The sequence below is a fragment of the Allosalinactinospora lopnorensis genome (assembly GCF_000981225.1).
GTDB lineage: Bacteria > Actinomycetota > Actinomycetes > Streptosporangiales > Streptosporangiaceae > Allosalinactinospora > Allosalinactinospora lopnorensis.
The window spans coordinates 54,635-78,374 of the sequence record NZ_LAJC01000012.1; the positions used below are offsets into that span (position 1 = coordinate 54,635).

Genomic DNA, 23,740 nt, shown 5'->3' on the forward strand with positions numbered 1-23,740 from the left:
GAGTTTGTGTTCTCTCCCGCGAGCCCGCTCCTAGCTGCAGCCGCTGGTGGAGCCGCAGCCCTCGCAGACGTAGCAGCTGCCCGACGGGCGCATCTTGGTGCCGCAGGTGACGCAGAGCGGGGCGTCGGTGATGAAGCCCTGCTTGGCCTCGGCGTACTCGGCCGTGCTGTGCGGCTCATCCGGCCTGGCGGAGGGGGCGGAGTCGGGGCGCTCCTCCGTCTCGGCCGTGTCCTGCTCCCCGGCGTCCCCGGGGACCACCGGGGCCGACTGGGCGTACGACTCCACCTGGGCGGCGACCTGCGACGGGTCCTCGCCGGCGGCCTGGGCGCGCCGCTCCTCCGCGGACAGCACACCGAGCGCGGCCCGCTCCTCGTAGGAGAGGTGGTCCAGCGCCAGGCGGCGGAAGATGTAGTCCACCACCGACTGGGCCATGCGGATGTCCGGGTCGTCGGTCATGCCGGCCGGGTCGAAGCGCATGTTGGTGAACTTCTCGACGTAGGTCTCCAGCGGCACGCCGTACTGCAGCGCTATGGAGATCGCGATCGAGAACGCGTCCATGACGCCGGCCAGGGTCGAGCCCTGCTTGCCGAGCTTCATGAACACCTCGCCGAGACCGTCGTCGGGGTAGGAGCCCGCGGTGATGTACCCCTCGGCACCGCCGACCGTGAAGGACGTGGTCTCGCTCGGCCGCTTCTTCGGCAGCCGCCGCCGGACCGGCCGGTTGACCTCGACGATCTGGGGCTCGGGCTTCTCCTCCGCCTGATTCTCGGTCGTGGCCGTGGACAGCGGCTGGCCGACCTTGCAGTTGTCGCGGTAGACCGCCAGCGCCTTCAGGCCGAGCCGCCACCCCTCGAAGTAGATGTGCTCGAAGTCCTCGACGGCGGCCTCTTCCGGAACATTGACCGTCTTGGAGATCGCCCCCGACAGGAAGGGCTGGACCGCGGCCATCATCTTCACGTGGCCCATGGGCTCGATGTAGCGCTTGCCCATGGCGCAGTCGAACACCTCGTAGTGCTCGGGGCGCAGGCCGGGGGCATCGACCACGTGGCCGTACTCCGCGATGTACTCGACGATCGCCTCGATCTGCTCCTGCGGGTAGCCGAGATTCTTCAGCGCGCGCGGGATCGCCTGGTTGACGATCTGCATGGACCCGCCGCCGACCAGCTTCTTGAACTTGACCAGCGAGAAGTCCGGCTCGATTCCGGTGGTGTCGCAGTCGAGCATGAAACTGATGGTGCCCGTCGGCGCGAGCAGGCTCGCCTGGGCGTTGCGCCAGCCGTTCTTCTCGCCGACCGTGAGGCAGTCCTGCCATGCCTTGGTGGCGGCCGTGCGGATCGGCTTCTCCGTCTGCCCGATCGTGCGCAGGTCGTCGTTGGCCGCCGCATGCTTGCGCATGACCGCTTGTGCGCCTCGGCGTTCTTGGCGTAGCCGTCGTACGGGCCGACGACGCCGGCCAGCTGCGCGCTGCGCTTGTAGGCCACGCCCGTCATCAACGAGGTGATGGCCGCCGCCACCGCGCGGCCGCCTTCGGAGTCGTAGGCGTGCCCTGTGGCCATGAGCAGCGCGCCGAGGTTCGAGTAACCAATGCCGAGCTGGCGGTACGCGCGCGTCACTTCCGCGATCTTCTCCGTGGGAAAGTCGGCGAAAGTGATGGAGATGTCCATCGCGGTGATGATCAGTTCGGTGAGCCGAGCGAATTTGTCGACATCGAACGAGTCGTCCTCACGCAGGAACTTCAAAAGGTTGATCGAGGCCAGATTGCAGGACGAATCGTCCAGGCTGAGATATTCGCTGCAAGGATTGCTCGCGCTGATCCGTCCGGTCTCGGGGTTGGTGTGCCAGTCCTGGATCGTGTCGTCGTACTGGATTCCCGGGTCGGCGCACTCCCACGCGGCCTTCGCCATGCCGTGGAAGAGTTCCTTGGCCTCGACGGTGGCGACGACTTCACCGGTGGTGCGGGAGGTCAGGCCGAAGTCGGAGCCGCTCTCCACGGCGCGCATGAAGCGTCGGAGACCCGCACCGAGTTGTTGGCGTTCTGGTACTGGACGCTGACGATGTCCGAACCGCCCAGGTCGACGTCGAACCCGGCGTCGCGCAGAGCGCGGATCTTGCGCTCCTCGCGCGCTTTGGTCTCGATGAACTCCTCGACGTCGGGGTGGTTCACGTCGAGCACGACCATCTTGGCCGCGCGGCGGGTGGCGCCTCCGGACTTGATGGTGCCGGCGGAGGCGTCGGCACCGCGCATGAAGGAGACCGGACCGCTGGCGGTGCCCCCGGAGGACAGCAACTCCCGGCTGGAGCGGATCCGGGAGAGGTTAACCCCGGCGCCGGAGCCGCCCTTGAAGATGATCCCCTCCTCCTTGTACCAGTCGAGGATCGACTCCATGGTGTCGTCCACCGACAGGATGAAGCATGCCGAGACCTGCTGCTGGGAGGCGGTTCCGACGTTGAACCAGACCGGCGAGTTGAAACTGAAGAGCTGGTGCACCAGCGCGTGCTTCAGTTCGTGGTCGAAGATCTCGGCGTCCTCGTCGGCGGCGAAGTAGCCGTGCGCCTTACCGGTCTCGGTGTACGTGCCGGCCACTCGGTCGACCAGCTGTTTGAGGCTCCATTCGCGTTCCGGGGTGCCCACGGCGCCGCGGAAGTACTTGCTGGCGACGATCTGGGTGGCGTTCATCGACCACGACGCCGGGAACTCCACACCGCGCTGCTCGAAGTTGACCGAGCCGTCGCGCCAGTTCGTCATGACCACGTCGCGGCGTTCCCATTCCATTTCCTCGTAAGGATGGACACCGGGCGAGGTGAAGACACGCTCCATCTTCAGCCCCTTGCGCTGCCCCTTGCCCTTACGCGTGGACGTGCCGCTGGTGGTCTCCGTCATTTCGCTCCCCCTGTTCTCGCCAGATTCCCGGTTCCGCCGCGCCAACCGTCCTGGACGGCGGTCCCTCACATCTCGTCGGTCCCTCGCTCGCCGCGGCGCCTTATGGGTCCGCCGCTCAGTCCCGCTCGTTCGCCACGGCCCTGCCGGTCCGCAGCACCGCGATCTCGTTCTCGAAGTCGGCCAGGGACTCGAACCCCCGATATACCGAGGCGAAGTGCAGGTAGGCGACCTCGTCGAGCTCCCGCAGCGGGCCGAGGATCGCCAGCCCGATCTCGTGCGAGGGAATCTCGGCGACCCCGCGGCTCCTGATCTCCTCCTCGACGCTCTGTCCCAGCTTGGCCAAGGCGTCCTCGGTGACGGGACGCCCCTGGCAGGCACGGCGCACCCCGGCGATGATCTTGGACCGGGAGAACGGTTCGGTGACGCCGGACCGCTTGGCGACCATGAGGAGCACGGTCTCCTGCGTGGTGAACCGGCGCTCGCACTCGGGGCACGCGCGGCGCCGCCGGATCGCGGCGCCGTCGTCTGTGGAGCGGCTGTCGATTACCCGGGTGTCAGGATGACGGCAGAACGGGCAGTGCATCCCGGTGCGCCTCCCCCAGATCCGCATCGTCTCCGAACTCCGCCGCGCACCGCCGGGTTTCCCGTCGCGGGCGGCTTCGTTTTCGTCGCCGCAGTCGGCCCCTCACGGATCGGAACCGCCCGTAAGAGACCACTTATCCAGGGAAGCACAATTTCTAGGCCTGCTATTCCCGCGCGCACCCCAGATGTTGTGGTTAACCTACGACTGTCGCCCGGTCCTTCGCAAGTCCACCCCGCGGAGCGGCGCACGGAGCCAGGCGGCGGGAGCGGGGATCGGCAGGCGGCGGAGGAAGCGCGGACACCGCCTGAGGTCGCTTCACGAGGCCGGGAGCAGCAGCTCCTGACCGGGGGCGAGGTCGGCGGCGGGCAGGTCGTTCAGCTCCACGATCTCGTGCACCGTGCGGCGGGGGTCCTCGGCGGGGCGCGCCTGCTCGGCGATCTCCCAGAGCGTGTCGCCGTCCTCCACGATCACCGTGTCGGGTGTGACACCCAAGAGGGAGGACGTGGAATCGGCGGGCGAGCCCGAGGGGGAGTCCGCCGTCGCCGCGGTGAGGAACAGCACGGAGAGGACGGACGTGGCGACGGCGGTGAGGGCGGCGACGGACACCACCCGGCCCCGGCGGGTCAGCTTCGTCCCGCCGGGGGCGGGGCCGACGCCCGGCGCGCCCGGCCGAGCGGCATGCAGGCTGGGCAGGTCCGCCAGCGCAGGGGCCGGGGGGCGGCGTTCGCGCACCGCGCGCTCCGACCGCCATTCGGGTATCTCCTCCGCCCAGTCGTAGAGAGCGGGCGCGGAGGCAGGCCGTACCGACTCGGCCTCGCCCCCGCCTCCCTGGCACAGGACCCGGGAGGCCGCCTCGCGGGGAGCCGCCGGGCGCGTTGGACGTTGCAGAACTGGTTCGGACATAACCGTCTCCCTCGAACGCCAGTTCGCTAGAACCAACGTTCGACTACTACCGCATCTGGGCGATTTTTTCAGCACCATCTCGAACGTTTGTTTGATGTTGCTTTGCGGGGGCACTAATGTTGGACACGTTGCATTGCGGTATCAGTCCGCAGTCATCAGCACAACGAACTCGGCTGATTACCGCCCGTATACACGGTCGAATAAACGACGAACGCACCGACAGCCCACTCTTACGACCGCCGAGGAGGCCGGCCGTGCCGGAGGAGAACCACGGAGCGCAGGAAGCGCACGCAAGCGTGACACCTGTGACAACGCTCCGTTCCACCGCCCCGAACACCGCGGACGCACAGGCCTCTACGGCTCTACCGGACGCACCGCCGAAGCTTACGGCCCGCCAGCAGAGCGTCCTGAACTGCATCCATCGCTATGTTCGGCAGCGTGGCTACCCACCGTCGATCCGGGAGATCGGCGATGCGGTGGGGCTGTCGAGCCCCTCTAGTGTCGCGCACCAACTGAAGGTCTTGCAACGCAAGGGCTATCTCTACCGCGATCAGAACCGCCCACGCGCGGTGGAAATTCGCATTCCAGGACAGCCACCAGTGCGTTCCTGGGACCACCTGGAAGAGACACCTCCGGCCGATGAGTCGCACGCCATAGACGTCCCCGTTGTCGGCCGCATCGCGGCGGGCGGTCCGATCCTGGCCGAGGAGTCCATCGAGGATGTGCTGACCCTGCCGAAGCAGCTCGTCGGCGAGGGGCGGCTGTTCATGCTCAACATCGTTGGCGACTCCATGGTCGACGCCGCCATCACCCATGGCGACCTGGTCGTCGTCCGCCAGCAGCCCGACGCGACAACGGTGACATCGTGGCCGCGCTCATCGACGACGAAGCCACCGTCAAGACCTTCAAACGCGAGGACGGGCACGTGTGGCTGCTGCCCCGCAACGACGCCTACGAGCCGATCAGCGGCGATCACGCCACGATCCTGGGCAAGGTCGTCACGGTGCTCCGCCGGGTGTGAGCGTCGCCGGATCTCCGGCGGGAACAACCAGGTAACGACTTCGTCGCCTTTCGGAACGGGCCTGTGCTCCCCCTTTGCCATCACAGACCCGATTCCGTTTCGGAACACAACGGTTATCCGCTCTCCGTCGGCCGTCCGCCGCAACGGCGACGCGAGGGCCGCACTGTGGACGGTCGGCCTCTCCCCCCTCCCCGGTTGCGCGTACTCGCCCGGCGCAGCAGCCCAATACGGTAGGGGTATGCCGTTCCGTCTCCTTTCCGGCCGCGCGGTCGGCGCCCTTGCCGCCGCCGGCACCCTGCTGTTCTCCGCCGGCTGCGGCAACGGCGAGACCGACGTGCAGAGCCCGGGGATCGAGGGTGAGGAGCGCGAGGTCAGCTTCGAGGGCGGCCCCGCCCCCCTCCACGGGACCTTCACGGCGCCCGAAGGGGCCGACGGACCGGTGCCGGGCGCGCTGATCATCTCCGGGAGCGGGCCGACGGACCGCGACGGCAACAGTCCCATGCGGCCGGACGCGGGCACCAACCGGAATTTCGCGGAGGTGCTCTCCGAGGCCGGTGTCGCCTCGCTGCGCTACGACAAGGTGGGCTCGGGCGAGACCGTGACGGGCCAGGCCGACGCGGACGGCGGTATCGGCTACGAGCTCTTCGAGGAGGGGATGGTCGCCGCCTACGCCGAACTCGCCGCGCAGCCGGAAGTGGACCCGTCCCGGCTGCTGGTCCTCGGCCACAGCGAAGGCGCCCTATTCGCGCTGCGCGCCCCGGTGGTCGTCGAGGAGCACCCGCCGGCGGCTCTCGTCCTCGCCGCACCACCGGGCGAACGCTACCTGGACACCATCGACCGCCAGCTCACCGAGCAGGCGCGCCGAGCCGAAAGCGCCGGCCGGCTGGGTGAGGAGGAGGTCGCAGAGGTGCTCTCCGACTCCAGGTACGCCATATCGCGAATCCGTGCCGGGGAGCCGCTGCCCGGACACCTGGCCCCCGAGCTCGACGGGTTGTTCGAGCCGTACCTGACGCCCTTCCTGCGTCGGATCGACGCAATGGATCCCATGGAACTCGCACGCGACCTGCCCGGCGGCACCGAGACCCTCGTCCTGTGGGGGACCGCCGACGCCCACATCGCCGAGAGCGACGTCGACCGGCTCATGACCGGGCTGGACAACGCCACCCGGGTGGACATCGACCAGGCGGACCACGTGTTCCGGGAGTACGACGACTCCCCCGGCGCGGCCGCGCTCGACGCCGACCGCCCCTTCTCCGCCGAGGTCGCACCGGCTCTGCGGAAGTTCCTCGACTCAGCGGTGTGAGCGCGGCCCGCGGCGAAAGCGGGAATCCTCCCGAGGCTCCGACGGCGTACCGGAGCCGGTGGCCGCGGACCTCAGAAGTCGCCGTTCTCGATCTGCTGCACGATCTCGCGTGCGAGCTCCTCGGCCCCCGCGACGGCCTCGTCTTCCGGTATCGACTCGCTCGCCTGGAAATCGACCCCCGCGGTGTAGCAGGACACCGTGAACAGATTGGACACCCGGACGCCCACGCAGCCCCAGCCGAAACCGGCCTCCGTCTCGTGCCAGGAGAACGCCTCATCGCCGAGGTCGTCGACACGGCTCGGAGAGTACTCCTCGGAGGCGGCGCGCAAGGCGCCGGAGGCCTCGTCCTCGCCCTCGCCTCCGGAGTGGTCAGCGTTGTGCACGAGTGCCAGCCGGGCAACGGAGGGAACATCCGTGCCGCCCTCTGGTGTCACCCATCGGCACTCGTTGCCCTCTCGCCATTCCTCGGAAAGACCCGCGATCGGCTGGTCGATCTCGGTCTCATGGTCGGGGACGAGCTCTTCCAGGGCCGGGGTCTGCCCGACCGAGCAGCCCGGCGCCGCCCGGTACTCGCCGTTCGCGCCGCTGAGCCAGACGATGCCCCAGACTCCGCCCGCCACCAGAAGGAGCGCGGCGACGCTCAGGGCGGCGATGGCGGCGACAGCGCATCCGCGGTTCTGCTTGGGCGCTGAGGGCTCTAGGGGGCCGGGATGCGCTCCGGGGTACCCGCCGTACGGCGCCCCCGGCTGCTGAGCCCCCTGGTAGGGGTGCGGGTACGGCGGCCGTTCCGGCTGCCCCTCCGCGCGCGGTGGCCAGCCCTGCGGTCCGGAGGGCTGCTGCGGAGAGCCCCCGGATGGTGGCTGGGCCATGGACGCCTCCCATTTCCTACCTAAACGTGATACCGCTCGGGAGGCCTACCGTACTAGGTCGGAACCGGTGCCCGGCGGTCAGAACATGACAGAGCCGACCGTTGGCCGACCGGTTCCGGCCCGGGCACCGCCCGTCCCCCGTTACAGTCCTTCGGCCAGATGCTCGGCGACCGAGACCGCACCGTCGCGCGCCTCCTCGTAGGGGATCGCCCGGCCGTCGGAGTTCTTATCCCCGCCGTACAGGACCCGCACCACCAGGTTGTGCCGGCGAAACGCGACCTCCGCGGTCCCGCCGCCCGGGGTACCCTCCCTGACCGTGGCGTCCGTTCCCAGGGAGGGAACGGGGGACGCCCCGTCGAGCTCGTCGACGGAGCCCAGCTGCCCGATCCGCTCGGCGGCCGACGCGGTACCGCTCACCTCTCCGGCCTTGTCGGTGAAGTTCGCCGTGAAGTCCACGTGCAGAGCGCGGGGAGCCGCGCCGCCGGAGTCCACCGACGTCCACACGCAGGTGGCACCATCGGCGTTGTGCAGCGGCCCTCGTTCGCTGGCGTCCAGAGCGGCGCCCGGTACCGCCGATTCCACGGCTTCGGCCGGGACCGTGGCGCATCCGGGGGCGGCGGCGTACGTGTCGCCGGGCGCGGCCTCGCGCGCCGGCCCGTCCTTCCCCCACACCAGCCCGGCCGCGACCGCGGCCGCGGCGACCGCGACCGTGGCCACCGCGGCGAGGACCGCACGCGCGGCCCAGGAGGGCACGCCTGATGGCAGCACACGCTTGAACCGTGGCACCATCGGTCCGTCAGCCCACCACGATGTTGACCAGTTTCGGCGCCCGCACCACGATCTTGTGGATCTCCCGGTCGCCGATGAACCCCCGCACCTTCTCCGAGGCCAGTGCGAGACGCTCCAGCTCCTGCTCGGAGATGTCCGGTGAGACCTCCAGCTTGTCGCGCACCTTGCTGGCCACCTGGACGACGCAGGTCACCGACTCCTGGACCAGCAGCTCGGGCTCGGCCCGGCGCCAGTTGCCGATGGCGACCGAACCGGTGTGCCCCAGGCGCTCCCAGCCCTCCTCCGCGACGTACGGCGCGACCAGTGAGAGCGTGACCGCGATGACCTCCGCGGCCTCACGGACGGCGGGGTCGGCGGCGCCGGGACCGGAGTCGATGGCCTTGCGGGCCGCGGTCACCAGCTCCATGATCCGGGCGACGGCGACGTTGAAGCGGTACGCCTCGACCGCTGTCGTGATCTGGTCGATGGCCCGATGGGTGGCCTTGCGCAGGGTGAGATCGCCGGTGGAGGGGTCCGTTCCCGGCGGCGAGGCGGCGCCCGCCTGGACCATCACCTTGAAGGCGCGGTTCAGGAACTTCAGCGACGCGCCGGGCGAGACGTCGGCCCAGTCGATGTCGTCCTCGGGCGGACCGGCGAAGACCACGGTGAGCCGGACCGCGTCCACGCCGTACTTCTCGATCTCCTCCCCCAGGTCGACACCGTTGCCCAGGGACTTCGACATCGCCTTGCCCTGGTTGATGACCTGGCCCTGGTTGAGCAGCCGGGAGAACGGTTCGGTGAAGCCGACCATCCCCATGTCGTACAGCACCTTGGTGAAGAAGCGGGCGTAGAGCAGGTGCAGGATGGCGTGCTCGACACCGCCCACGTACTGGTCGATCGGCCCCCACTCCGCGACCTTCTCGGTGTCGAACGGGGCGGTGTCCAGGTTCGGCGAGCAGTAACGCAGGAAGTACCAGGACGAGTCGACGAAGGTGTCCATGGTGTCGGTGTCCCGCTGGGCGGCACCGCCGCACCTCGGACAGTCGACGTCGACCCAGTCGGTGACCGCCGCCAGCGGTGAGACCCCCTTGGGAGCCAGATCGGCGCCCTTGAGGTTCTCGGGCAGCTTCACCGGCAGCTGATCGTCGGGGACCGGCACCTCGCCGCACTCAGGGCAGTGGACGATCGGGATCGGGGTGCCCCAGAAGCGCTGCCGCGACAGCAGCCAGTCGCGCAGCCGGTAGTTGACCGCGCCCTGCCCGGTGCCGCGCTCCTCCAGGATCCGGGTGATCCGTTCGACGGCCTCGTCCTTCGCCAGGCCGTTCAGCGGGCCGGAGTTGGTCAGCGTGCCCTCTCCGGCGGTGGCGACTCCCGTCTCGGCCGGATCCCCCTCGCCGGTGTCGACGACCTCGCGCACCGGCAGCCCGAACTTGAGCGCGAAGTCCAGGTCGCGCTGGTCGTGGGCGGGCACCGCCATGATCGCGCCGTGCCCGTACTCGGCCAGCACGTAGTCGGCGGCCCAGACGGGGATGCGCTCGCCGTTGACCGGGTTGATCGCGTAGCGTCCCAGGAAGACGCCGGTCTTAGGCCGCTCGGTGGACTGACGCTCGATGTCGCTCAGCTTGGCGACCTGATCCCGGTAGGTCTCGAACTCCTCGCGGTGCTCGGGCGCACACAACTCGTCCGCGAGCGCGGCGTCCGCGGCGGCCACGAAGAACGTGGCGCCGTAGAGGGTGTCGGGCCGGGTGGTGAACACCGTGACGGGCTCGTCGCGGCCCTCGATGGCGAACTCGACGTCGGCCCCATAGGACCGGCCGATCCAGTTGCGCTGCATCAGCAGCACCCGCTCAGGCCACTTGCCGTCCCCCAGTTGGTCCATGTCGTCCAGCAGCCGGTCGGCGTACTCGGTGATCCTGAAGTACCACTGGTTCAGGCTGCGCCGCACGACCTCCGTATGGCAGCGCTCGCACCGGCCCTGGACGACCTGCTCGTTCGCCAGCACGGTCTGGTCCTTGGGGCACCAGTTGACCAGCCCTTCCTTCCGGTAGGCCAGGTCGCGCTCGAAGAAGCGCAGGAACAGCCACTGGTTCCAGCGGTAGTACTCCGGGTCGCTGGTGTGCAGCCGGCGGGTCCAGTCAAGGGAGACGGCGTAGCGCTGGAACGACTCGGCCTGGGTCTCGATGTTGGCGTAGGTCCACTCGCCCGGGTGGGAGTTGTGCTTGATGGCGGCGTTCTCGGCCGGCAACCCGAAGGAGTCCCAGCCGATGGGGTGCAGGACGTTCTCCCCCAGCTGGAACCGGTAGCGCGCTACCACGTCGCCCATCGCGAACGCCTCGGCGTGCCCCATGTGCAGGTCGCCGGAGGGGTAGGGGAACATGTCGAGTACGTACCGGCGCGGACGGCCGTCAGCCGGGTCCTCGCTGGCCACGAAGGGGTTCTCCTTCGCCCAGCGGACCTGCCACTTCTCCTGGAGGGCGCGAGCGTCGTAGACGTCGCTCGCCACCTGGTCTCCGCTTACCGCTGTCATCGCGTGATCGCCCTCTACCGGTTCGCACTAGGGGTACGTCGTCTGGGGAGCTCTCCGGTCGTCCGTCACGCGGCCCCGGAACGGTTCCGCGGCGGTGTCTCCACCAGTCGGGTAACTGTGCCTCAAGGTTAGCGCGCCTGCCTGGCCAACGCGCCGACCTCCTCGTCGGGAGGAAAGAAGACGCACGAGGCTTTCCGCGGCAGGCCGGCACCGGAACCCTCACACCAGATGATTCCGGATATCGGCATGGAGCGCTACCGGATATGATCCGTGGTCACTTTCGGCGCGGCCGCTGGAACGGCGGCCGAGGACGCGGCGCCCCCGAAGGACCGTCCCCTGGCCCGCGACCGGCGGTCCGCCGGTCGCGGGCCAGGGAGCCGGGCTCGCCAAGGCGATCGCGGGTCTTACTTCACCGCGCCGAGGGAGAGACCGCGGACCAACCACCGCTGGGCGGACCAGCCGGCCAGGATCACCGGAAGTGCCGCCATGGTGGAGGCGGCGGACAGCCGGGCCCAGAAGAGCCCTTCACCGGTGATGAAACCGACGAGGAAGACGGGGACCGTAGCCGCCTGCGTCGCTGTCAGGCTGACGGCGAAGAAGAACTCGTTCCAGGCGAAGATGAAACAGATCAGCGCTGTGGCCGCGATTCCCGGCGCGATCATCGGCAGGATGACGCTGCGGATCTCGACGCTCCATGTCGCGCCGTCGACCCGGGCGGCCTCCAGGACCGCCTTGGGAAGCTCGGCGAGGAAGGAGCGAATCATCCATACCGCGAGCGGGGCGTTCATCGCCGTGTAGATCATGGCCAACGCTGTCACGTTGTCGAGGACGCCCAGGTTCGTCGCCAGCACGTAGAGCGGCAGGATCATCGCGACAGGCGGCAGCAGCTTCGTGGAGATGAAGAAGAACAGGGAATCGCGCCATCTCGGGATCTTGGCGAGCGACAGTGCGTAGGCGGCCGGAACCGCCAGGACGATCGCCAGGACCGTCGAGAGGACCGACGCGGTCAGCGAGTTGAGCAGGTAGGGGACGAAGTCGCGGCCGAGAACGGCCCGGTACTGGTCGAGCGTCGGCAGGAACAGGAAGGTGGGCGGGTCGGTGGAGGCTTCCGCCTCCTGTTTGAAGCCGGTGGTGAACATCCACAGCACCGGGAAGAAGAAGAGCAGCCCGGCGCCCCAGGCGAGAATGCCGGCGACGGACATGCGCGGCCGGTCCGGATGGCGGCTCGGGCGCCGGCGCTGACGCCGGCGGGCTCGCGTGCCGGCTGTACGCGAGGTTTCCGTGGGCACGGCGACGGCGGTGGTCACGAATTCTCCTCGAACAGGTTGGAGACCACGCGCAGGGCGAAGGTCGCGATGATGATCGTGGCCACGACGACGATGACGCCGGCGGCGGCGGCCTCCCCCACATCGAAGGCACGGAACGCCTGCTGGTAGATGAAGTACGGGAGGTTGGTCGTGGCCTGTCCCGGACCGCCCTGGGTGATCATGAAGATCGCGTCGAACGTCTGCACGATGTAGATGCTGCCGAGCAGGATCCCCAGCTCGATGAACTGGCGCAGGTGCGGCAATGTGATGCGGCTGAAGGTCGTCCAGGCGCGGGCGCCGTCGACCTTGGCCGCCTCCAGGATCTCGGGGGACTGGCTCTGCAGTCCCGCGAGCACGATGAGCATCATGAACGGGGTCCACTGCCAGGTCAGCACCATGATGATGGAAAGCAGCGGAAACTGGCTGACCCAGTCCACGTTCACCCCGAAGGGAGAGAGCGCCCAGTTGAGCAGCCCGAAGACCGGGTGGTACATGGAGGTCTTCCACAGCAGCGCGGCGGCCGCCGGCATGACGAGGAAGGGCGTGATCAGCAGGGTCCGGACGACACCGCGCCCAGGGAAACGCTGGTCCAGAAGCATGGCGAGCGCTATGCCGAGCACCGTGGACAGCACCACCGTGCTCGCCGTCAGCACGACGGTGTTGGTCACGGCGTTGCGGAACAGCGGGTCGGCGAGGACCGTGCCGTAGTTCGCCAGTCCGACGAACTCGCCCGAGTCGGGACGGAGCAGGTTCCGGCCCTGCAGGCTGTAGTAGACGGTGAACAGGAACGGTATCTGGGTCAGCGCGATGACGAACAGCAGCCCCGGAAGGAGCGGCGTTCGTCGTTTCCACAGCTCCGCCCTGGTCAGCGGCCTGGGTTCCGGATCGCGCAACGGTGCGGTCGACGCAGATTGGGCGGTCATGGGTTCTTCCTTGAGGGTGCGGGGCCGGGGCGGCGCAGACCGCCCCGGCCCGGAGGTACCTGATCCACGTGGCCGGAGAGGTACCTACTCGTCCACGTAGTCGCCGGACCTGGCGGTCGCCTCCGCGTGCTCCTGAGAGAGCTCCAGCGCCTCCTCGACGCTCTGCTGGCCGGCGATCGCGGCGGAGATCTCCTGCGAGACGCTGGTCCCGAGGTCCTGGAACTCCGGAATGGCGACGTACTGCACGCCGGTCCACGGCTGGGGGTGCAGGCCGGGCTGATTGACGTCCACGTTCTCGATCGCATCGAGCGTCGGCTCCGCGAACTTCCCGGCGGCGTCCGTGTACTCGGGCAGTTCGTAGGTGGACGTCCGGCTTCCCGGCGGGACCTGCTCCCAGCCCAGTTCCTCGCCGACCAGCTGGATGTACTCCTTGGACGTGGCCCAGGAGGCGAACTCCCATGCGGCGTCCGCGTCCGTCGATGTGCTCGGGATGGCCAGTGCCCACGCCCACAGCCAGCCGGCGTGGTCGGTCTCGGCGACCGGGGCGGGCGCGTAGCCGATGTCACCGGCGACGCTGCTCGAATCGGGATCCTCAAGGGAGCCGGCGGCGACGGTCGCGTCGTAGAACATGGCCGCGTTGCCCTGCGCCATCGTGGTCAGGCACTCGGTGAAACCATCGTTGGGAGCGCCCGGCTGGCCGTAGTCGCGCAGCAGATCGACGTAGAGCTCCACCGCCTCCTGGGTCTCAGGGGAGTCGAGGTGGGCGTTCCACTCCTCGTCGTACCACTGGCCGCCATGCGTGAGGATGGCCGTGTTCAGCGGCGCGAGCAGCTCGCCCCAGCCGGGCAGGCCGCGCATGCAGATCCCGGAGACATCGTCGTCGGGGTCGTGCAGCTCCTCGGCGAACCCGGAGACGTCCTCCCACGTGGGCTGCTCGGGCATGGTCAGCCCGGCCTCCTCGAACAGGTCCTCGCGGTACATCAGGAACGACGACTCGCCGTAGAAGGGCGCGGCGAACAGCTCGTCCTCGTAGGACAGCGCTTCGCGCACGGGCGGGAGGAGGTCGTCGACGTCGTAGTCCCCCTCGTTCGCGTACTCCTCCAGGCTGAACAGCCAACCGTTCTCGGCCCAGATCGGGACCTCGTAGGTCCCGATGGTGACGATGTCGTACTGCCCGCCCTGTGTGGCGATGTCCTGCGTAACGCGGTCGCGCAGCTGGTTCTCCGGCAGGACCACGAACTCCAGCTCGATGTCCGGGTGCTCCTCCGAAAAACGCCCGGCGAGCTCCTCGATGTCCTCCATCTGGGGGTTGGCGACGGTGGCGATGGTGACCGTGCGCCCCTCCCCGCTGCCGCCTCCGGCCCCGGCACAGGAGGTGGTGACGAGCGTAAGACCTGCTGTGGCCGCCACGGTTCCAGCGAGCACCGGGCGTCTCATGAAGAGGCGGAACATGAGTGTCTCCTGAGGTAAAGGATGTCGCGCTCCCTGCGAGAAAGGGCCGCAGCGTTTGCGGGCCGCACTGCGAGCACCGGCTGCTCACATGAGCATGGTCCAATTCATTTGAGCTTCCGTGAGCAGCATTTAAGTTGTGGCGGGGGTCACCCGTCAAGACTTTTTGCAATAATGAGTAGCAAGATGCTCATATGAGCGAAACCTGAGGAGGTGACACCGGCCCGCCGAGCCGCCCTGTGCAGCACGGACTGTCCGCACCGGCGTCTCCGGCCCCCGCCATCGCACTCGACGCCTCCAGCAGAGCACGACGAGTCGGCCCGCGAAAGCGAGGACCTCACGGTGGCCGCGGCTCCCGAGTCCATGCGCGCCGCCGTTCTGCACGGCATCGGCGACATCCGCGTCGAGGAGCGGGGCGCCCGCGCCGGGGGGCGGGGGAGGTGCTGGTCCGGCACCGTGACCCTGGACGCGGAACACCCGAGGCCGGGGGAATGGGAAGAGTCCATGGTGAAGCCGCGACTGACCGGGGCCGCACCGGAGCGCCGGCCGGCTGCCCGTACACGTCACCGAACGCGGGGCGGCGCGGGAACGCGCCCGGTCCCACTGCGGCGAGGGCCGCGCCCCGTCATCCGGTTCCGGTACCGCCGCGGCGAGGCTGCTGAGGGCCGTCGGCCGGCTGCTCGGAGGGGGCCGTTCCCGCCTCCTCCTCGGGCGTCAGTGCCTCTGCGGCGCGGCGGTGCTCCTCGGCGGCCCTGCGGTGTTCATCCGCCGCCATCCGGCGCTGCTCGGCCGCCGCCCCTTCGTCCTCGCCGGCTCGCGGACGGTGCTCGGCCGGGCGGTGCTGCACGCGGCCGCCGTCGCCCCGGGACTCCTCCCCAAGCAGCTCCTCGTCAAGGAGGCGTCCCGTTTCGCGGTCGACGTCCGTCGTAATCGGCGTCGCCTCGTGCCGCCGACCCTGGACGAACTCCGCTACCTCCTCGTCCAGGGTGGTCTCCAGCAGGCCTCGCTCCGTTGGCTCCTCGACCGTTTCGGGGGCGTGGGCGCCGCGCTCCTCGGGGGCGAACTCTTCCCGCTCCGGGTCGGCCAGACCCGCGCGGAAGAATCTGCGTGGTTGCCCGGTCCACTGAACCAGCCGCCAGATCGCAAGGATCACGCAGGCCAGAAGCAGTACACCGATCCAAGCCCACGACGGCATCTCCTGCCTCCTCTACTCACTTTCCTCCGGAGAGCTCCCGCCTTCCAGGGACCCACTGCCCGGAAAGAGCGCGCGGCCAACAAGCCACGACAGTTTCAGGAGTCGGATCAGCCTCCGGAGTCGACGAACCAAGAGACACGATCGCCCTTAAGATCATCCGGGCTCACTCTCTGGCAGCCTGGATATGGCGCGGGGGATGGCACTCGCTTGCCCGTCACGATGGGACAATGCACGACAAGTGGCCGCATCCTGTGAACATTTTGGTGCGTTTCCACGTGTCCGGCACCGTCATATGTCGTCACAGAACGACGCCGGTCCCCGCGTCGTTCTCTCCACCTTCGGCGGCGTTTCGAGAGCATTTGGAGATCCCGCACTATGACCGTCTTCAACAGCGCCCACCGCGCCACCCGGTTCATCTCCGTTACCGCTTTGGGATTCGGCCTGGTGCTTGGCGCCGTGGCCTGCGGTGATGATCAGGCCACCGACGCCGCAGCCAAAGGCGGACCCGCACCGGTCGTGGGGAACACCGACAACCGCCTCCAACTGACCGAAGGCGTCAACTACAAGATGCACATGAACGCGGACGACACCAGATCCGTTCAGCTCACCGCCCAGAAGGACGGCGACGAGCCCACTGTGGTGATCAATGTCAGCGAGGGCGGGGGCGAGGAGCAGGAGCACACGCTCAGCCTCGGCGAGACGCTCGACCTCGGTGACGGCGTCTGGCGGGTCTCCGAGATCGGCATGAGCGACTCCGAGGCCCAGCCTGGCAGCGCGACCCTGATCCGCGACGAATCATAGTCACACCCTGACCTCCCACTAGCGGTTACTGTGCGGTAAAACGGTGGTTCCGAGCACCAACCACTGTTGGAGAAACCATGCTCAACCTGTCCGTACTGCTGGAAGACGGCGCGCGTAACGTCCCCGAGCGCGAATGCGTGGTCTATGGGGATCTGCGGCTGAGCTACTCCCGGGTCGACTCGACCGCCAACCAGGTCGCGGCCCTACTGGTCTCGCGGGGTGTCCAGCCCGGCGACAAGGTCGCGCTCGCGTGCCCGAACGCTCCGTACTTCCCCTTCGTCTACTTCGGCGCGCTCAAGGCCGGCGCGGTCGTCGTTCCGTTGAACGTTCTCCTCACCGCATCCGAGATCGCCTACCACCTGCACGACTCCGAGGCCAAGGTGCTGTTCGCGTTCACCGGGACCCCCGAGCTGCCGCTGGGTGAGCGCGCGTTCCAGGCGTTCAACGAGGTCGAGACGTGTGAGACCTACATCGACCTGCCCGCCGCCACCGGCGCCACCGAATCCGCGATCGACGGCGCCGAAACGTTCTGGACGGCGCTCGACGGCCAACCAGGCGAGTTCGAGAGCGTGCGCACCGAGGCCGACGACACCGCGGTGATCATCTACACCAGCGGCACCACCGGCAAACCCAAGGGCGCCCAGCTCACCCACAACAACCTGCTCTACAACGCTGTCTGCTCGAACAACCTGTTCGAGCGCTCCCCCGACGGGGTGGACACGTTCCTCACGGTGCTCCCGCTGTTCCACATCTTCGGCCAGACCGTGATGATGAACACCGCGCTGTCCCGGCACGGCACGCTCATCCTGCAGGCGCGCTTCGACGGCGACGAGGCCCTCTCCCTCATGGAGAGGGAGGGCGTCACGATCTTCGCGGGGGTGCCCACCATGTACTGGGGCCTGCTCGGCGCCCAGGGCGAGCACGACCTGGAGGCCATCCGCCGCAAACTGAGCACCGCGGTCTCCGGCGGGTCCGCTCTGCCCGCGGAGCTGAGCAGGAAGGTCACGGAGAAGTTCGGCGTCGAGATCAAGGAGGGCTACGGACTCTCCGAGACGTCGCCGGTCGCGTCGTTCAACGATCCCAGAGTGGGAGCCAGGCCGGGCTCGATCGGCCGGCCCATCTGGGGTGTCGAGATGAAGCTCGTCGACGACGACTTCAAGGAGATCGAGGGCAACGGCCCCGGCGAGATCGCGATACGCGGGCACAACGTGATGAAGGGGTACCACAACCGCCCCGACGCCAACGCGGAGGTGCTGCAGAACGGCTGGTTCCGCACCGGTGACGTCGCCCACCGCGATGACGACGGCTTCTACTTCATCGTGGACCGGGCCAAGGACATGATCATCCGTGGCGGCTACAACGTCTACCCCCGCGAGGTGGAAGAAGTGCTGATGACGCACCCCGAGGTCAGCCTCGCCGCCGTGGTGGGTGTGCCGCACGAGACCCACGGCGAGGAGGTCAAGGCCTTCGTCATCCCCGAAAAGGGCTCCTCCCTCACCGAGGATCAGGTCGTCGACTGGACCAAGGAGCGCCTGGCCGGCTACAAGTACCCCCGCCTGGTGGAACTCCGCGACACTCTGCCGATGACCGCCACCGGAAAGATCCTCAAGCGCGAACTGCGTTGAGAAAAGGGGGCGCGTGCGGCGGCGCGACCAGCGGAGCAGGCGGCGGCCGGGACGTTCCGCCTCTCCCGCGCACCGCCGCGCGCGTGGCGCTCAGGACAGCGGCTTCCACAGCGAGTCGCACACGGTGCACCGGAACTCGATCCGCTTCCCGCAGGTCTTGCAGTGCGGTCCGGGACTGTAGTCGTCCAGGTGGTCGGCGTGCCTGTCGGCGAAGAACCGCAGGTCCACGCACACGTTGCACCGTATCCGGACGTTCGTGGGACTTTTCGGCCACGGCTGGTCCGGCTCGATCGGGTGCTCGTGGACGTCGGCGTCCATCTCTTGCTCCCCACGCCGCATTTCAGATCACCTCTCCCGCGCTCCGCCTCGCTGGTCAAGACTCTCAGCACGCAGCGCGCTCAGAGAACCGACCCGCGCGGCGGCCTCGGCAAGGCGGCCACGGGGAACGGTGCCGCGCTCGACGGCGTCGAGCAGTCCGTCCCGGGCCGCCCGGAACATCGCCTCCCCCGAGTACCCGGCGGTCTGCGGGTTGCCGAGGCAGAGCAGGTCGGCGCCCGCGGACAGCGCGGCGACAGCGCCGCGGGCGATGCCCTCCAAGGGATCCGGCGCACCCGTGAAGTGCGTCATGGCGCGCATGTCCAGAGCGTCGGTGACGGCCGCCCCGGTGAACCCCAGTTCCGCGCGGAGCAGCGCATAGCAGCGGGGTGATGCGCTGGCCGGTGCCCCGTCCAGCGCGGGGATCCGGATGTGGCCGGGCATCACCAGGTCCACTCCCGCCCCGACGGCGGCGGCGAAGGGGGCGAGCTCCCGCTCGTGCAGGGTGGCCAGGTCGATGTCGATCACCGGGAGGGCCAGGTGCGAATCGGTCCTGGTGTCGCCGTGCCCCGGAAAGTGTTTGGCGGTGGCCGCGACGCCCGCCGCGTGCAGACCCGCGACGAAGGCCGCCCCGTGGCGGGTGACCGTCCCCACGTCGGCCCCGAAGGAACGCACCCCGATGACGGGGTTGGCCGGGTCGACGTTCACGTCCACGACCGGGGCGAGCGCGATGTCGATTCCGACCGAGCGCAGCTCGCGCCCCATGGCCTCGGCGACGTCGCGGGTGCGCGCGGCGTCGCCGCCCGTGCCGAGCTCACTGTGGCCCGGGTAGCGGGAACCGTTCGCCGCGTGCAGCCGGCTGACGGTGCCTCCCTCCTCGTCGCAGGCGATCAGCAGGTCCGGGCGCAGTCCGTGCAGGTCCGCCGACAGCCGGGCCGGGTCCCCCGCGAGATTGGGGGCGAAGTACACGACCGCGCCGAGTCTGCTCTCGATCGCGCGGGCCAGCCAGGAGGGGACGGAGGTCCCGGAGAAGCCCGGCATGAGTACCGAATGGACCAGCCGCACCACCTCGGGATCACGGCGCATGTCGCTCACCCCTTCACCGCCCCTTGCACCAGCCCGGACACCAGGCCGCGCTGCACCGCCAGGAAGAACAGCATCACCGGCAGCGTGATGATCGTCGAGGCCGCCATCATGGCTCCCCAGTCGGTCGTGTACTGGCCGAAGAACTGCCGCAGTCCCACCGCGACCGTGTACTTGTCGCCCTCGTTCAGGAAGGTCAGCGCGAGGATGAACTCGTTCCAGGCCACGATGAACGAGAAGATCCCGGTGGCCACCAGTCCGGGGGCCACCAGTGGGAACAGCACCGACCAGAACATCCGCCCCCAGGAGGCCCCGTCGATGTAGGCGGCCTCCTCGACCTCGACCGGTACCGCCGCGACGAACCCCCGCAGCATCCAGACGGCGAAGGGGACGGACAGCGCGATGTAGACGATGCTCAGCCCGATCAGCGAGTTGAGCATCTGCAAGTCGCGCACCTGCAGAAACAGCGGAATGACCAGGGCTTCGAGCGGGACCATCTGCACGACGAGCACCATGACCAGAATGGAGGTGCGCATCCGGAACCGGAAGCGCGCCACGGCGGTGGCGGCGAGCAGTGCCAGCACGCAACTGCCCAGTACGGTGATCAGCGCGACGACCAGCGAGTTCCGCAGGTACAGCAGGAACCCGGCCTCGGTCAGCACGTAGTGGAACGTCTCCAGGGTCAGCGCCTCGGGCAGCAGTACATCGGTTCCGCTGCCGGTCTGCACCGAGACCGAACTGGCCACCATGAAGTAGGCGGGGAACAGGGTGAAGAACAGCACCCCGGCGACCGCCGCCCACGTGCCGACCGCCCTCCATCCGATCCGCGTTCGGGGCCGGCGGCGGGTCCGTACCGTCATCGCAGCTCCTCATCCCGGAACAGCGAACGCAGGTAGACGATGGTGATGACGAGCAGCATCAGGGTCAGCATCACGGCGATCGCCGATCCGAGCCCGTACTCCTGACGAGAGAAGGAGCGGATGTAGGACCACACCCCGAAGTTCAGCACCTCGGGGTTGGCGCCGGAACCGCCCGGCATCAGGTACACCTGCGCGAACACTTTGAAGTCCCAGATCGTGGAGAGGATGGTCACCACGGCGAACACGGGGCGGATGGTGGGCACGGTGACGTGCCAGAACCGCTGCCATGCGGTCGCCCCGTCCAGCAGGGCCGCCTCGTACAGCTCGCGGGGGACGGTGAGCAGGCCGGCGAGCACGGTGACGGCGACGAACGGGAAGCCGTGGTGGATGATGTTCAGGGTGACGATCGCGTAGAACGACAGCCGCTCGGTGAACCAGTTGATGCCTTCCGGACCGACCAGTCCGGCGGCCTGCAGCAGTTGGCGGACGATGCCGCGGTCGACGTCGAAGATCCAGACCCACACGTAGGTGCCGCTGACGGCCGGCATCGCCCAGGCGAGCATGATGCAGCTGATCACTGTGGTCCGCGCGATCCGCCCCAGCGTGCGGAGCAGCAACGCGACCAGGGTTCCGAAGACGACCGTCCCGCCGACCGCGAACACGGCGAACACCACCGTGTTGGGCAGCGCCACCCGCCAGAGGTAGGGGTCGGTGAGCAGTTGGACATAGTTGCCGAACCCGATGTAGTCCGACTCGCCGGAGACCACGTTGCTCAGGTCGTAGTCCTGGAAGGAGAGCAGCACCACCCGGAGCAGCGGGTAGAGCAGCAGGATCCCGATGACGAGGAGCGCGGGGAGCAGCAGGGTCCAGGGAAGCAGCCGCCTCCGGGCCCGCAGGGAAGCCCCGCGCCGGGATGGCCGGCGGCCGGCCGTCGAGGCGGCCGGCCGCGTGGCAACAGGGTCGCCCACGTGCTCAGGAACCTTCGTTGAGTGTCTCTTCGACGTCCTGCGCCGCCGCGGCCGCGGCCTCGTCGACAGTGGACCGCTCGTCGAGGATGGCCTGCAGCATGGTGGGCAGGGTCTGGTCGCCTTCGATCTTGCCCCAGTTCTCGCTCACCGGGACGGTCGTACCGGCCTCGCTCATCTGTTCCGCGAACGGCTGCACGAGCGGGTCGTCGGACTCGGTGTAGGGGTCGAGCTGCTCCTGGGTGCCGGGGAAGTACGTGGTGTCCTCGGACCAGCGCTGCATGTTCTCCTCACTGGTCAGCAGCTCGATGAAGGTCCAGGCCAGGTCCTCGTCGTCGGCGCCGCTCATGACCGACAGGTGGGAGCCGCCGAGGAAGGACGGGCTCGTCCCGCCGTCGGGCCCCGGGACCGGGAACGCGCCGATGTTGCCCTCCAGCTCCTCGTTGCCCTCCAGGATGGCCGCCGGGGTCCAGCTGCCGGAGATCATCATCGCGACGTTCCCGTCGATGAAGTTGTCCTGGAGATCCGTCTCCAGCCAGGTCGTCGCCCCAGTGGTCGAGGTTCCGTCCTCCAGGGCGAGGTCGGTGTAGAAGGAGAGGCCTTCGCGCGCCTCGGCGCTGTCAAGGCCGGCGGTCCAGGTGCCGCCCTCCTCCTGCACGGCGATGTCCCCGCCGTTCCCCCAGATGAACGGTGTCATCTGGTGCATGGCCCCGCCGGCGATCGGGAAGGCGGTCATGTCCTCCTTCTCCTCGGCGATCGTCACGGCGACATCGCGCAGCTCCTCCCAGTCCTCCGGCTCTTCGAGGTCGAGCTCCTCGAAGACGTCGGTGCGGTACACGATGGAGCGCACGCCCGCGTACCACGGAACGCCGTACAGCCGGCCGTCGAGCTGCCCGGCCTCCACCAGGCCGTCGACGTAGTGGTCCGTATCCCCTACGCGGTCGGTGACGTCGACGAGCCCGCCGGCGGCGGCGAACTCGGGCGTCCACGTGGTTCCCACTTCGGCGACATCGGGCATGGTGTCGCCCGCCATGGCCGTGACGAACTGGTCGTGCGCGTCGGCCCAGGGCTGGAACTCGACGGACACCTCGACCCCGGTCTCTTCTCGGAACTGCTCACCGATGTCCTCGAAGTACTCGGTCGCGTCGGGGTTGGTGCCTTCCATGATCCAGACCTCGAGTGTCCGGCCTTCTCCGCCGTCTCCGCATGCGGAGGCGACCAGGGCCACGACCGCGCTGAGCGCGGTGACAGACAAGGCGCGTGTGCGTGCCATCGGCGATCTCCCGTCCACTCACGATCCCGCCCGGTTGTAAGAAACTTACGCATATCACGGGCAGCTGTGAAGTAAACCACGCAAACATGCACTCCGCATGATTCCGGGCAGGGGCGGACCGGATGCGCTCCCGGGTCCGGTGGTGAAGACCGGGAGACCGGCCGTCCGACCCCGCGACCAGTATCGGCCGCCGCCAACAGCGGTCGCCGCCACGGTGCCGGCATCGCCGCGAAGTTGTTACCGATGGTCGTGCGTGAAAGCCCCGGCCCTTCGAGAGGGGGATGGAACGTGCCTTGAGCCTGCGGCGCGAGGGCGAGCGGGCGAAGACGGGCCCGCCCCGGTGCAGGCCGAAGAAGGACACCCGGCAGTGCAGGTGTGCTCGGCTTGCGGGACCACCGACGGCCCCAAGCCCTTGCACCTCCGGATAGAGGTGGGCGGAACTCGGGGCCGGGCATGAATGCGATGCCAACGCCGCACGCAACGTCCCCGGCCCGCCGGACGGGCGGACAGGCCGACCGCCTCGCGAAGCGCTGATGAGAGCAGGGCGAAAGTCCCGGCGCAGCGCGTTGAAGCAGGAAGCCGCCGAAACGGTCAGCCGACCGCGGTAGGAACCCCCGGCCCTCAGCCCGGGGAACACGTCAATCGTCCTGTCCCATGACGATGCGCAACGTCGAGATGAGTTCGGCCGGTTTGTAGACGGCCTGGCCGATCGCCGAGGAGAAGGCCGCGAGCATGTGCATGAACACCGTCGGATCGCCCCGGGTGAAACGCTCGGCCGTCTCCTTCTCACCCACCGAATGCGCCTCCCACGCCGTGACGACGGCGAACTCCACCTCAGGTGGCAGCAGATCGGCCACGGCCCGCGCGACGGCCTCGCGGGAGTCGGCGGGCTTCCACACCACCCCCGTCTCCTGTACCCGGCGGGTCAGGAAGGAGGCGATGACCTTCAGTTCGGAGGTGACACCGTCCACATCGTCGGCGGCCTCGGCAGCCGCCCTCTCGATGGCGGCAGAATCTTTGCGCACGTAGGCGTCGATCAGCGCGATCGCGGTCTGCTGGACGCCTTCTGCGTCATCGGTACCAGGCATG

The 23,740-nt window shown here is 68.7% G+C and carries 18 protein-coding genes and 2 pseudogenes; 4 read left to right on the forward strand and 16 right to left on the reverse strand.

Translation table 11 applies throughout. The features are described from left to right. Nucleotides 1-30: 30 nt before the first annotated feature. The 3 genes and pseudogenes from VS93_RS06555 to VS93_RS06565 form a co-directional block, all read right to left on the reverse strand. Nucleotides 31-2,881, reverse strand: a pseudogene (locus VS93_RS06555) (vitamin B12-dependent ribonucleotide reductase). Nucleotides 2,882-2,996: 115 nt separating this feature from the next. Further along, the gene (nrdR, locus tag VS93_RS06560) at nucleotides 2,997-3,464 is read right to left on the reverse strand and encodes a transcriptional regulator NrdR (protein WP_046469150.1); all 468 of its coding nucleotides are present in this window, start codon (nucleotides 3,462-3,464) and stop codon (nucleotides 2,997-2,999) included. A 315-nt stretch (nucleotides 3,465-3,779) separates the two neighbouring features. After that, on the reverse strand, nucleotides 3,780-4,367 hold the full coding sequence (locus VS93_RS06565; RefSeq protein ID WP_046469112.1) for a LysM peptidoglycan-binding domain-containing protein: 588 nt from the start codon (nucleotides 4,365-4,367) through the stop codon (nucleotides 3,780-3,782). A 305-nt stretch (nucleotides 4,368-4,672) separates the two neighbouring features. Between VS93_RS06565 and lexA the strand changes: the two are divergent. Further along, nucleotides 4,673-5,388 (forward strand): annotated as a pseudogene (gene lexA, locus VS93_RS06570) (transcriptional repressor LexA). Nucleotides 5,389-5,626: 238 nt separating this feature from the next. Further along, complete coding sequence (locus tag VS93_RS06575) at nucleotides 5,627-6,691, forward strand: alpha/beta hydrolase (RefSeq protein WP_046469113.1); 1,065 nt, start codon at nucleotides 5,627-5,629, stop codon at nucleotides 6,689-6,691. Between the two features lie 71 nt (nucleotides 6,692-6,762). On the opposite strand, the gene VS93_RS06580 is transcribed toward VS93_RS06575, so the two are convergent. From VS93_RS06580 to VS93_RS06610, 7 genes are all read right to left on the reverse strand, one after another. Further along, the gene (locus tag VS93_RS06580) at nucleotides 6,763-7,560 is read right to left on the reverse strand and encodes a proline-rich domain-containing protein (protein ID WP_156184703.1); all 798 of its coding nucleotides are present in this window, start codon (nucleotides 7,558-7,560) and stop codon (nucleotides 6,763-6,765) included. A gap of 141 nt (nucleotides 7,561-7,701) precedes the next feature. Continuing rightward, on the reverse strand, nucleotides 7,702-8,328 hold the full coding sequence (locus VS93_RS06585; RefSeq protein ID WP_156184704.1) for a hypothetical protein: 627 nt from the start codon (nucleotides 8,326-8,328) through the stop codon (nucleotides 7,702-7,704). A gap of 28 nt (nucleotides 8,329-8,356) precedes the next feature. Then, on the reverse strand, nucleotides 8,357-10,855 hold the full coding sequence (gene leuS / locus VS93_RS06590; RefSeq protein ID WP_046469114.1) for a leucine--tRNA ligase: 2,499 nt from the start codon (nucleotides 10,853-10,855) through the stop codon (nucleotides 8,357-8,359). Between the two features lie 404 nt (nucleotides 10,856-11,259). Then, nucleotides 11,260-12,057 carry a carbohydrate ABC transporter permease gene (locus VS93_RS06595; protein WP_082126669.1) on the reverse strand — a complete coding sequence of 266 codons (798 nt, stop codon included), beginning with the start codon at nucleotides 12,055-12,057 and terminating at the stop codon, nucleotides 11,260-11,262. 101 nt (nucleotides 12,058-12,158) lie between these two features. After that, nucleotides 12,159-13,085: a carbohydrate ABC transporter permease gene (locus VS93_RS06600; protein WP_046469116.1), complete on the reverse strand. Its 927-nt coding sequence runs from the start codon at nucleotides 13,083-13,085 to the stop codon at nucleotides 12,159-12,161. An 84-nt stretch (nucleotides 13,086-13,169) separates the two neighbouring features. Further along, entirely contained in the window at nucleotides 13,170-14,537 is a 1,368-nt protein-coding gene (locus tag VS93_RS06605; RefSeq protein ID WP_162231647.1) for an ABC transporter substrate-binding protein, read from the reverse strand. Nucleotides 14,538-15,159: 622 nt separating this feature from the next. Then, nucleotides 15,160-15,729, reverse strand: coding sequence for a hypothetical protein (locus tag VS93_RS06610; RefSeq protein WP_046469117.1), 570 nt, complete (start codon nucleotides 15,727-15,729; stop codon nucleotides 15,160-15,162). 375 nt (nucleotides 15,730-16,104) lie between these two features. On the opposite strand from VS93_RS06610, the gene VS93_RS06615 reads away from it, so the two are divergent. Together VS93_RS06615 and VS93_RS06620 are read left to right on the forward strand one after the other, a co-directional pair. Beyond that, nucleotides 16,105-16,530 carry a DUF6406 domain-containing protein gene (locus VS93_RS06615; protein WP_052745569.1) on the forward strand — a complete coding sequence of 142 codons (426 nt, stop codon included), beginning with the start codon at nucleotides 16,105-16,107 and terminating at the stop codon, nucleotides 16,528-16,530. Between the two features lie 77 nt (nucleotides 16,531-16,607). After that, complete coding sequence (locus tag VS93_RS06620; RefSeq protein ID WP_046469118.1) at nucleotides 16,608-18,155, forward strand: long-chain-fatty-acid--CoA ligase; 1,548 nt, start codon at nucleotides 16,608-16,610, stop codon at nucleotides 18,153-18,155. A 90-nt stretch (nucleotides 18,156-18,245) separates the two neighbouring features. Here the strand turns inward: VS93_RS06620 and VS93_RS06625 are convergent, their stop codons facing one another. From VS93_RS06625 to VS93_RS06650, 6 genes are all read right to left on the reverse strand, one after another. Further along, on the reverse strand, nucleotides 18,246-18,494 hold the full coding sequence (locus VS93_RS06625) for a hypothetical protein (RefSeq protein ID WP_046469119.1): 249 nt from the start codon (nucleotides 18,492-18,494) through the stop codon (nucleotides 18,246-18,248). Nucleotides 18,495-18,500: 6 nt separating this feature from the next. Beyond that, nucleotides 18,501-19,556 carry a glycoside hydrolase family 3 protein gene (locus tag VS93_RS06630; protein ID WP_046469155.1) on the reverse strand — a complete coding sequence of 352 codons (1,056 nt, stop codon included), beginning with the start codon at nucleotides 19,554-19,556 and terminating at the stop codon, nucleotides 18,501-18,503. Between the two features lie 5 nt (nucleotides 19,557-19,561). Then, complete coding sequence (locus VS93_RS06635; protein ID WP_046469120.1) at nucleotides 19,562-20,413, reverse strand: carbohydrate ABC transporter permease; 852 nt, start codon at nucleotides 20,411-20,413, stop codon at nucleotides 19,562-19,564. Next, a complete protein-coding gene (locus tag VS93_RS06640; protein WP_046469121.1) occupies nucleotides 20,410-21,381 on the reverse strand; it encodes a carbohydrate ABC transporter permease in 972 nt (323 codons plus the stop codon). The genes VS93_RS06635 and VS93_RS06640 overlap by 4 nt, the downstream gene beginning before the upstream one ends. 4 nt (nucleotides 21,382-21,385) lie before the next feature. Further along, nucleotides 21,386-22,651, reverse strand: coding sequence for a sugar ABC transporter substrate-binding protein (locus tag VS93_RS06645; protein WP_046469122.1), 1,266 nt, complete (start codon nucleotides 22,649-22,651; stop codon nucleotides 21,386-21,388). Nucleotides 22,652-23,289: 638 nt separating this feature from the next. Then, a complete protein-coding gene (locus VS93_RS06650; RefSeq protein WP_046469123.1) occupies nucleotides 23,290-23,739 on the reverse strand; it encodes a hypothetical protein in 450 nt (149 codons plus the stop codon). Nucleotide 23,740 lies beyond the last annotated feature (1 nt).

Bases quoted from the DNA above. Each gene is read 5' to 3' on its own strand.
- VS93_RS06625 (WP_046469119.1), bottom strand. From the start codon at position 18,494: ATGCGGCGTGGGGAGCAAGAGATGGACGCCGACGTCCACGAGCACCCG.
- VS93_RS06620 (WP_046469118.1), top strand. From the start codon at position 16,608: ATGCTCAACCTGTCCGTACTGCTGGAAGACGGCGCGCGTAACGTCCCC.
- leuS (WP_046469114.1), bottom strand. From the start codon at position 10,855: ATGACAGCGGTAAGCGGAGACCAGGTGGCGAGCGACGTCTACGACGCT.
- VS93_RS06635 (WP_046469120.1), bottom strand. From the start codon at position 20,413: ATGACGGTACGGACCCGCCGCCGGCCCCGAACGCGGATCGGATGGAGG.
- VS93_RS06580 (WP_156184703.1), bottom strand. From the start codon at position 7,560: ATGGCCCAGCCACCATCCGGGGGCTCTCCGCAGCAGCCCTCCGGACCG.
- VS93_RS06600 (WP_046469116.1), bottom strand. From the start codon at position 13,085: ATGACCGCCCAATCTGCGTCGACCGCACCGTTGCGCGATCCGGAACCC.
- VS93_RS06605 (WP_162231647.1), bottom strand. From the start codon at position 14,537: ATGTTCCGCCTCTTCATGAGACGCCCGGTGCTCGCTGGAACCGTGGCG.
- VS93_RS06595 (WP_082126669.1), bottom strand. From the start codon at position 12,057: ATGTCCGTCGCCGGCATTCTCGCCTGGGGCGCCGGGCTGCTCTTCTTC.
- nrdR (WP_046469150.1), bottom strand. From the start codon at position 3,464: ATGCACTGCCCGTTCTGCCGTCATCCTGACACCCGGGTAATCGACAGC.
- VS93_RS06615 (WP_052745569.1), top strand. From the start codon at position 16,105: ATGACCGTCTTCAACAGCGCCCACCGCGCCACCCGGTTCATCTCCGTT.
- VS93_RS06630 (WP_046469155.1), bottom strand. From the start codon at position 19,556: ATGCGCCGTGATCCCGAGGTGGTGCGGCTGGTCCATTCGGTACTCATG.
- VS93_RS06610 (WP_046469117.1), bottom strand. From the start codon at position 15,729: ATGCCGTCGTGGGCTTGGATCGGTGTACTGCTTCTGGCCTGCGTGATC.
- VS93_RS06650 (WP_046469123.1), bottom strand. From the start codon at position 23,739: ATGCCTGGTACCGATGACGCAGAAGGCGTCCAGCAGACCGCGATCGCG.
- VS93_RS06575 (WP_046469113.1), top strand. From the start codon at position 5,627: ATGCCGTTCCGTCTCCTTTCCGGCCGCGCGGTCGGCGCCCTTGCCGCC.
- VS93_RS06565 (WP_046469112.1), bottom strand. From the start codon at position 4,367: ATGTCCGAACCAGTTCTGCAACGTCCAACGCGCCCGGCGGCTCCCCGC.
- VS93_RS06645 (WP_046469122.1), bottom strand. From the start codon at position 22,651: ATGGCACGCACACGCGCCTTGTCTGTCACCGCGCTCAGCGCGGTCGTG.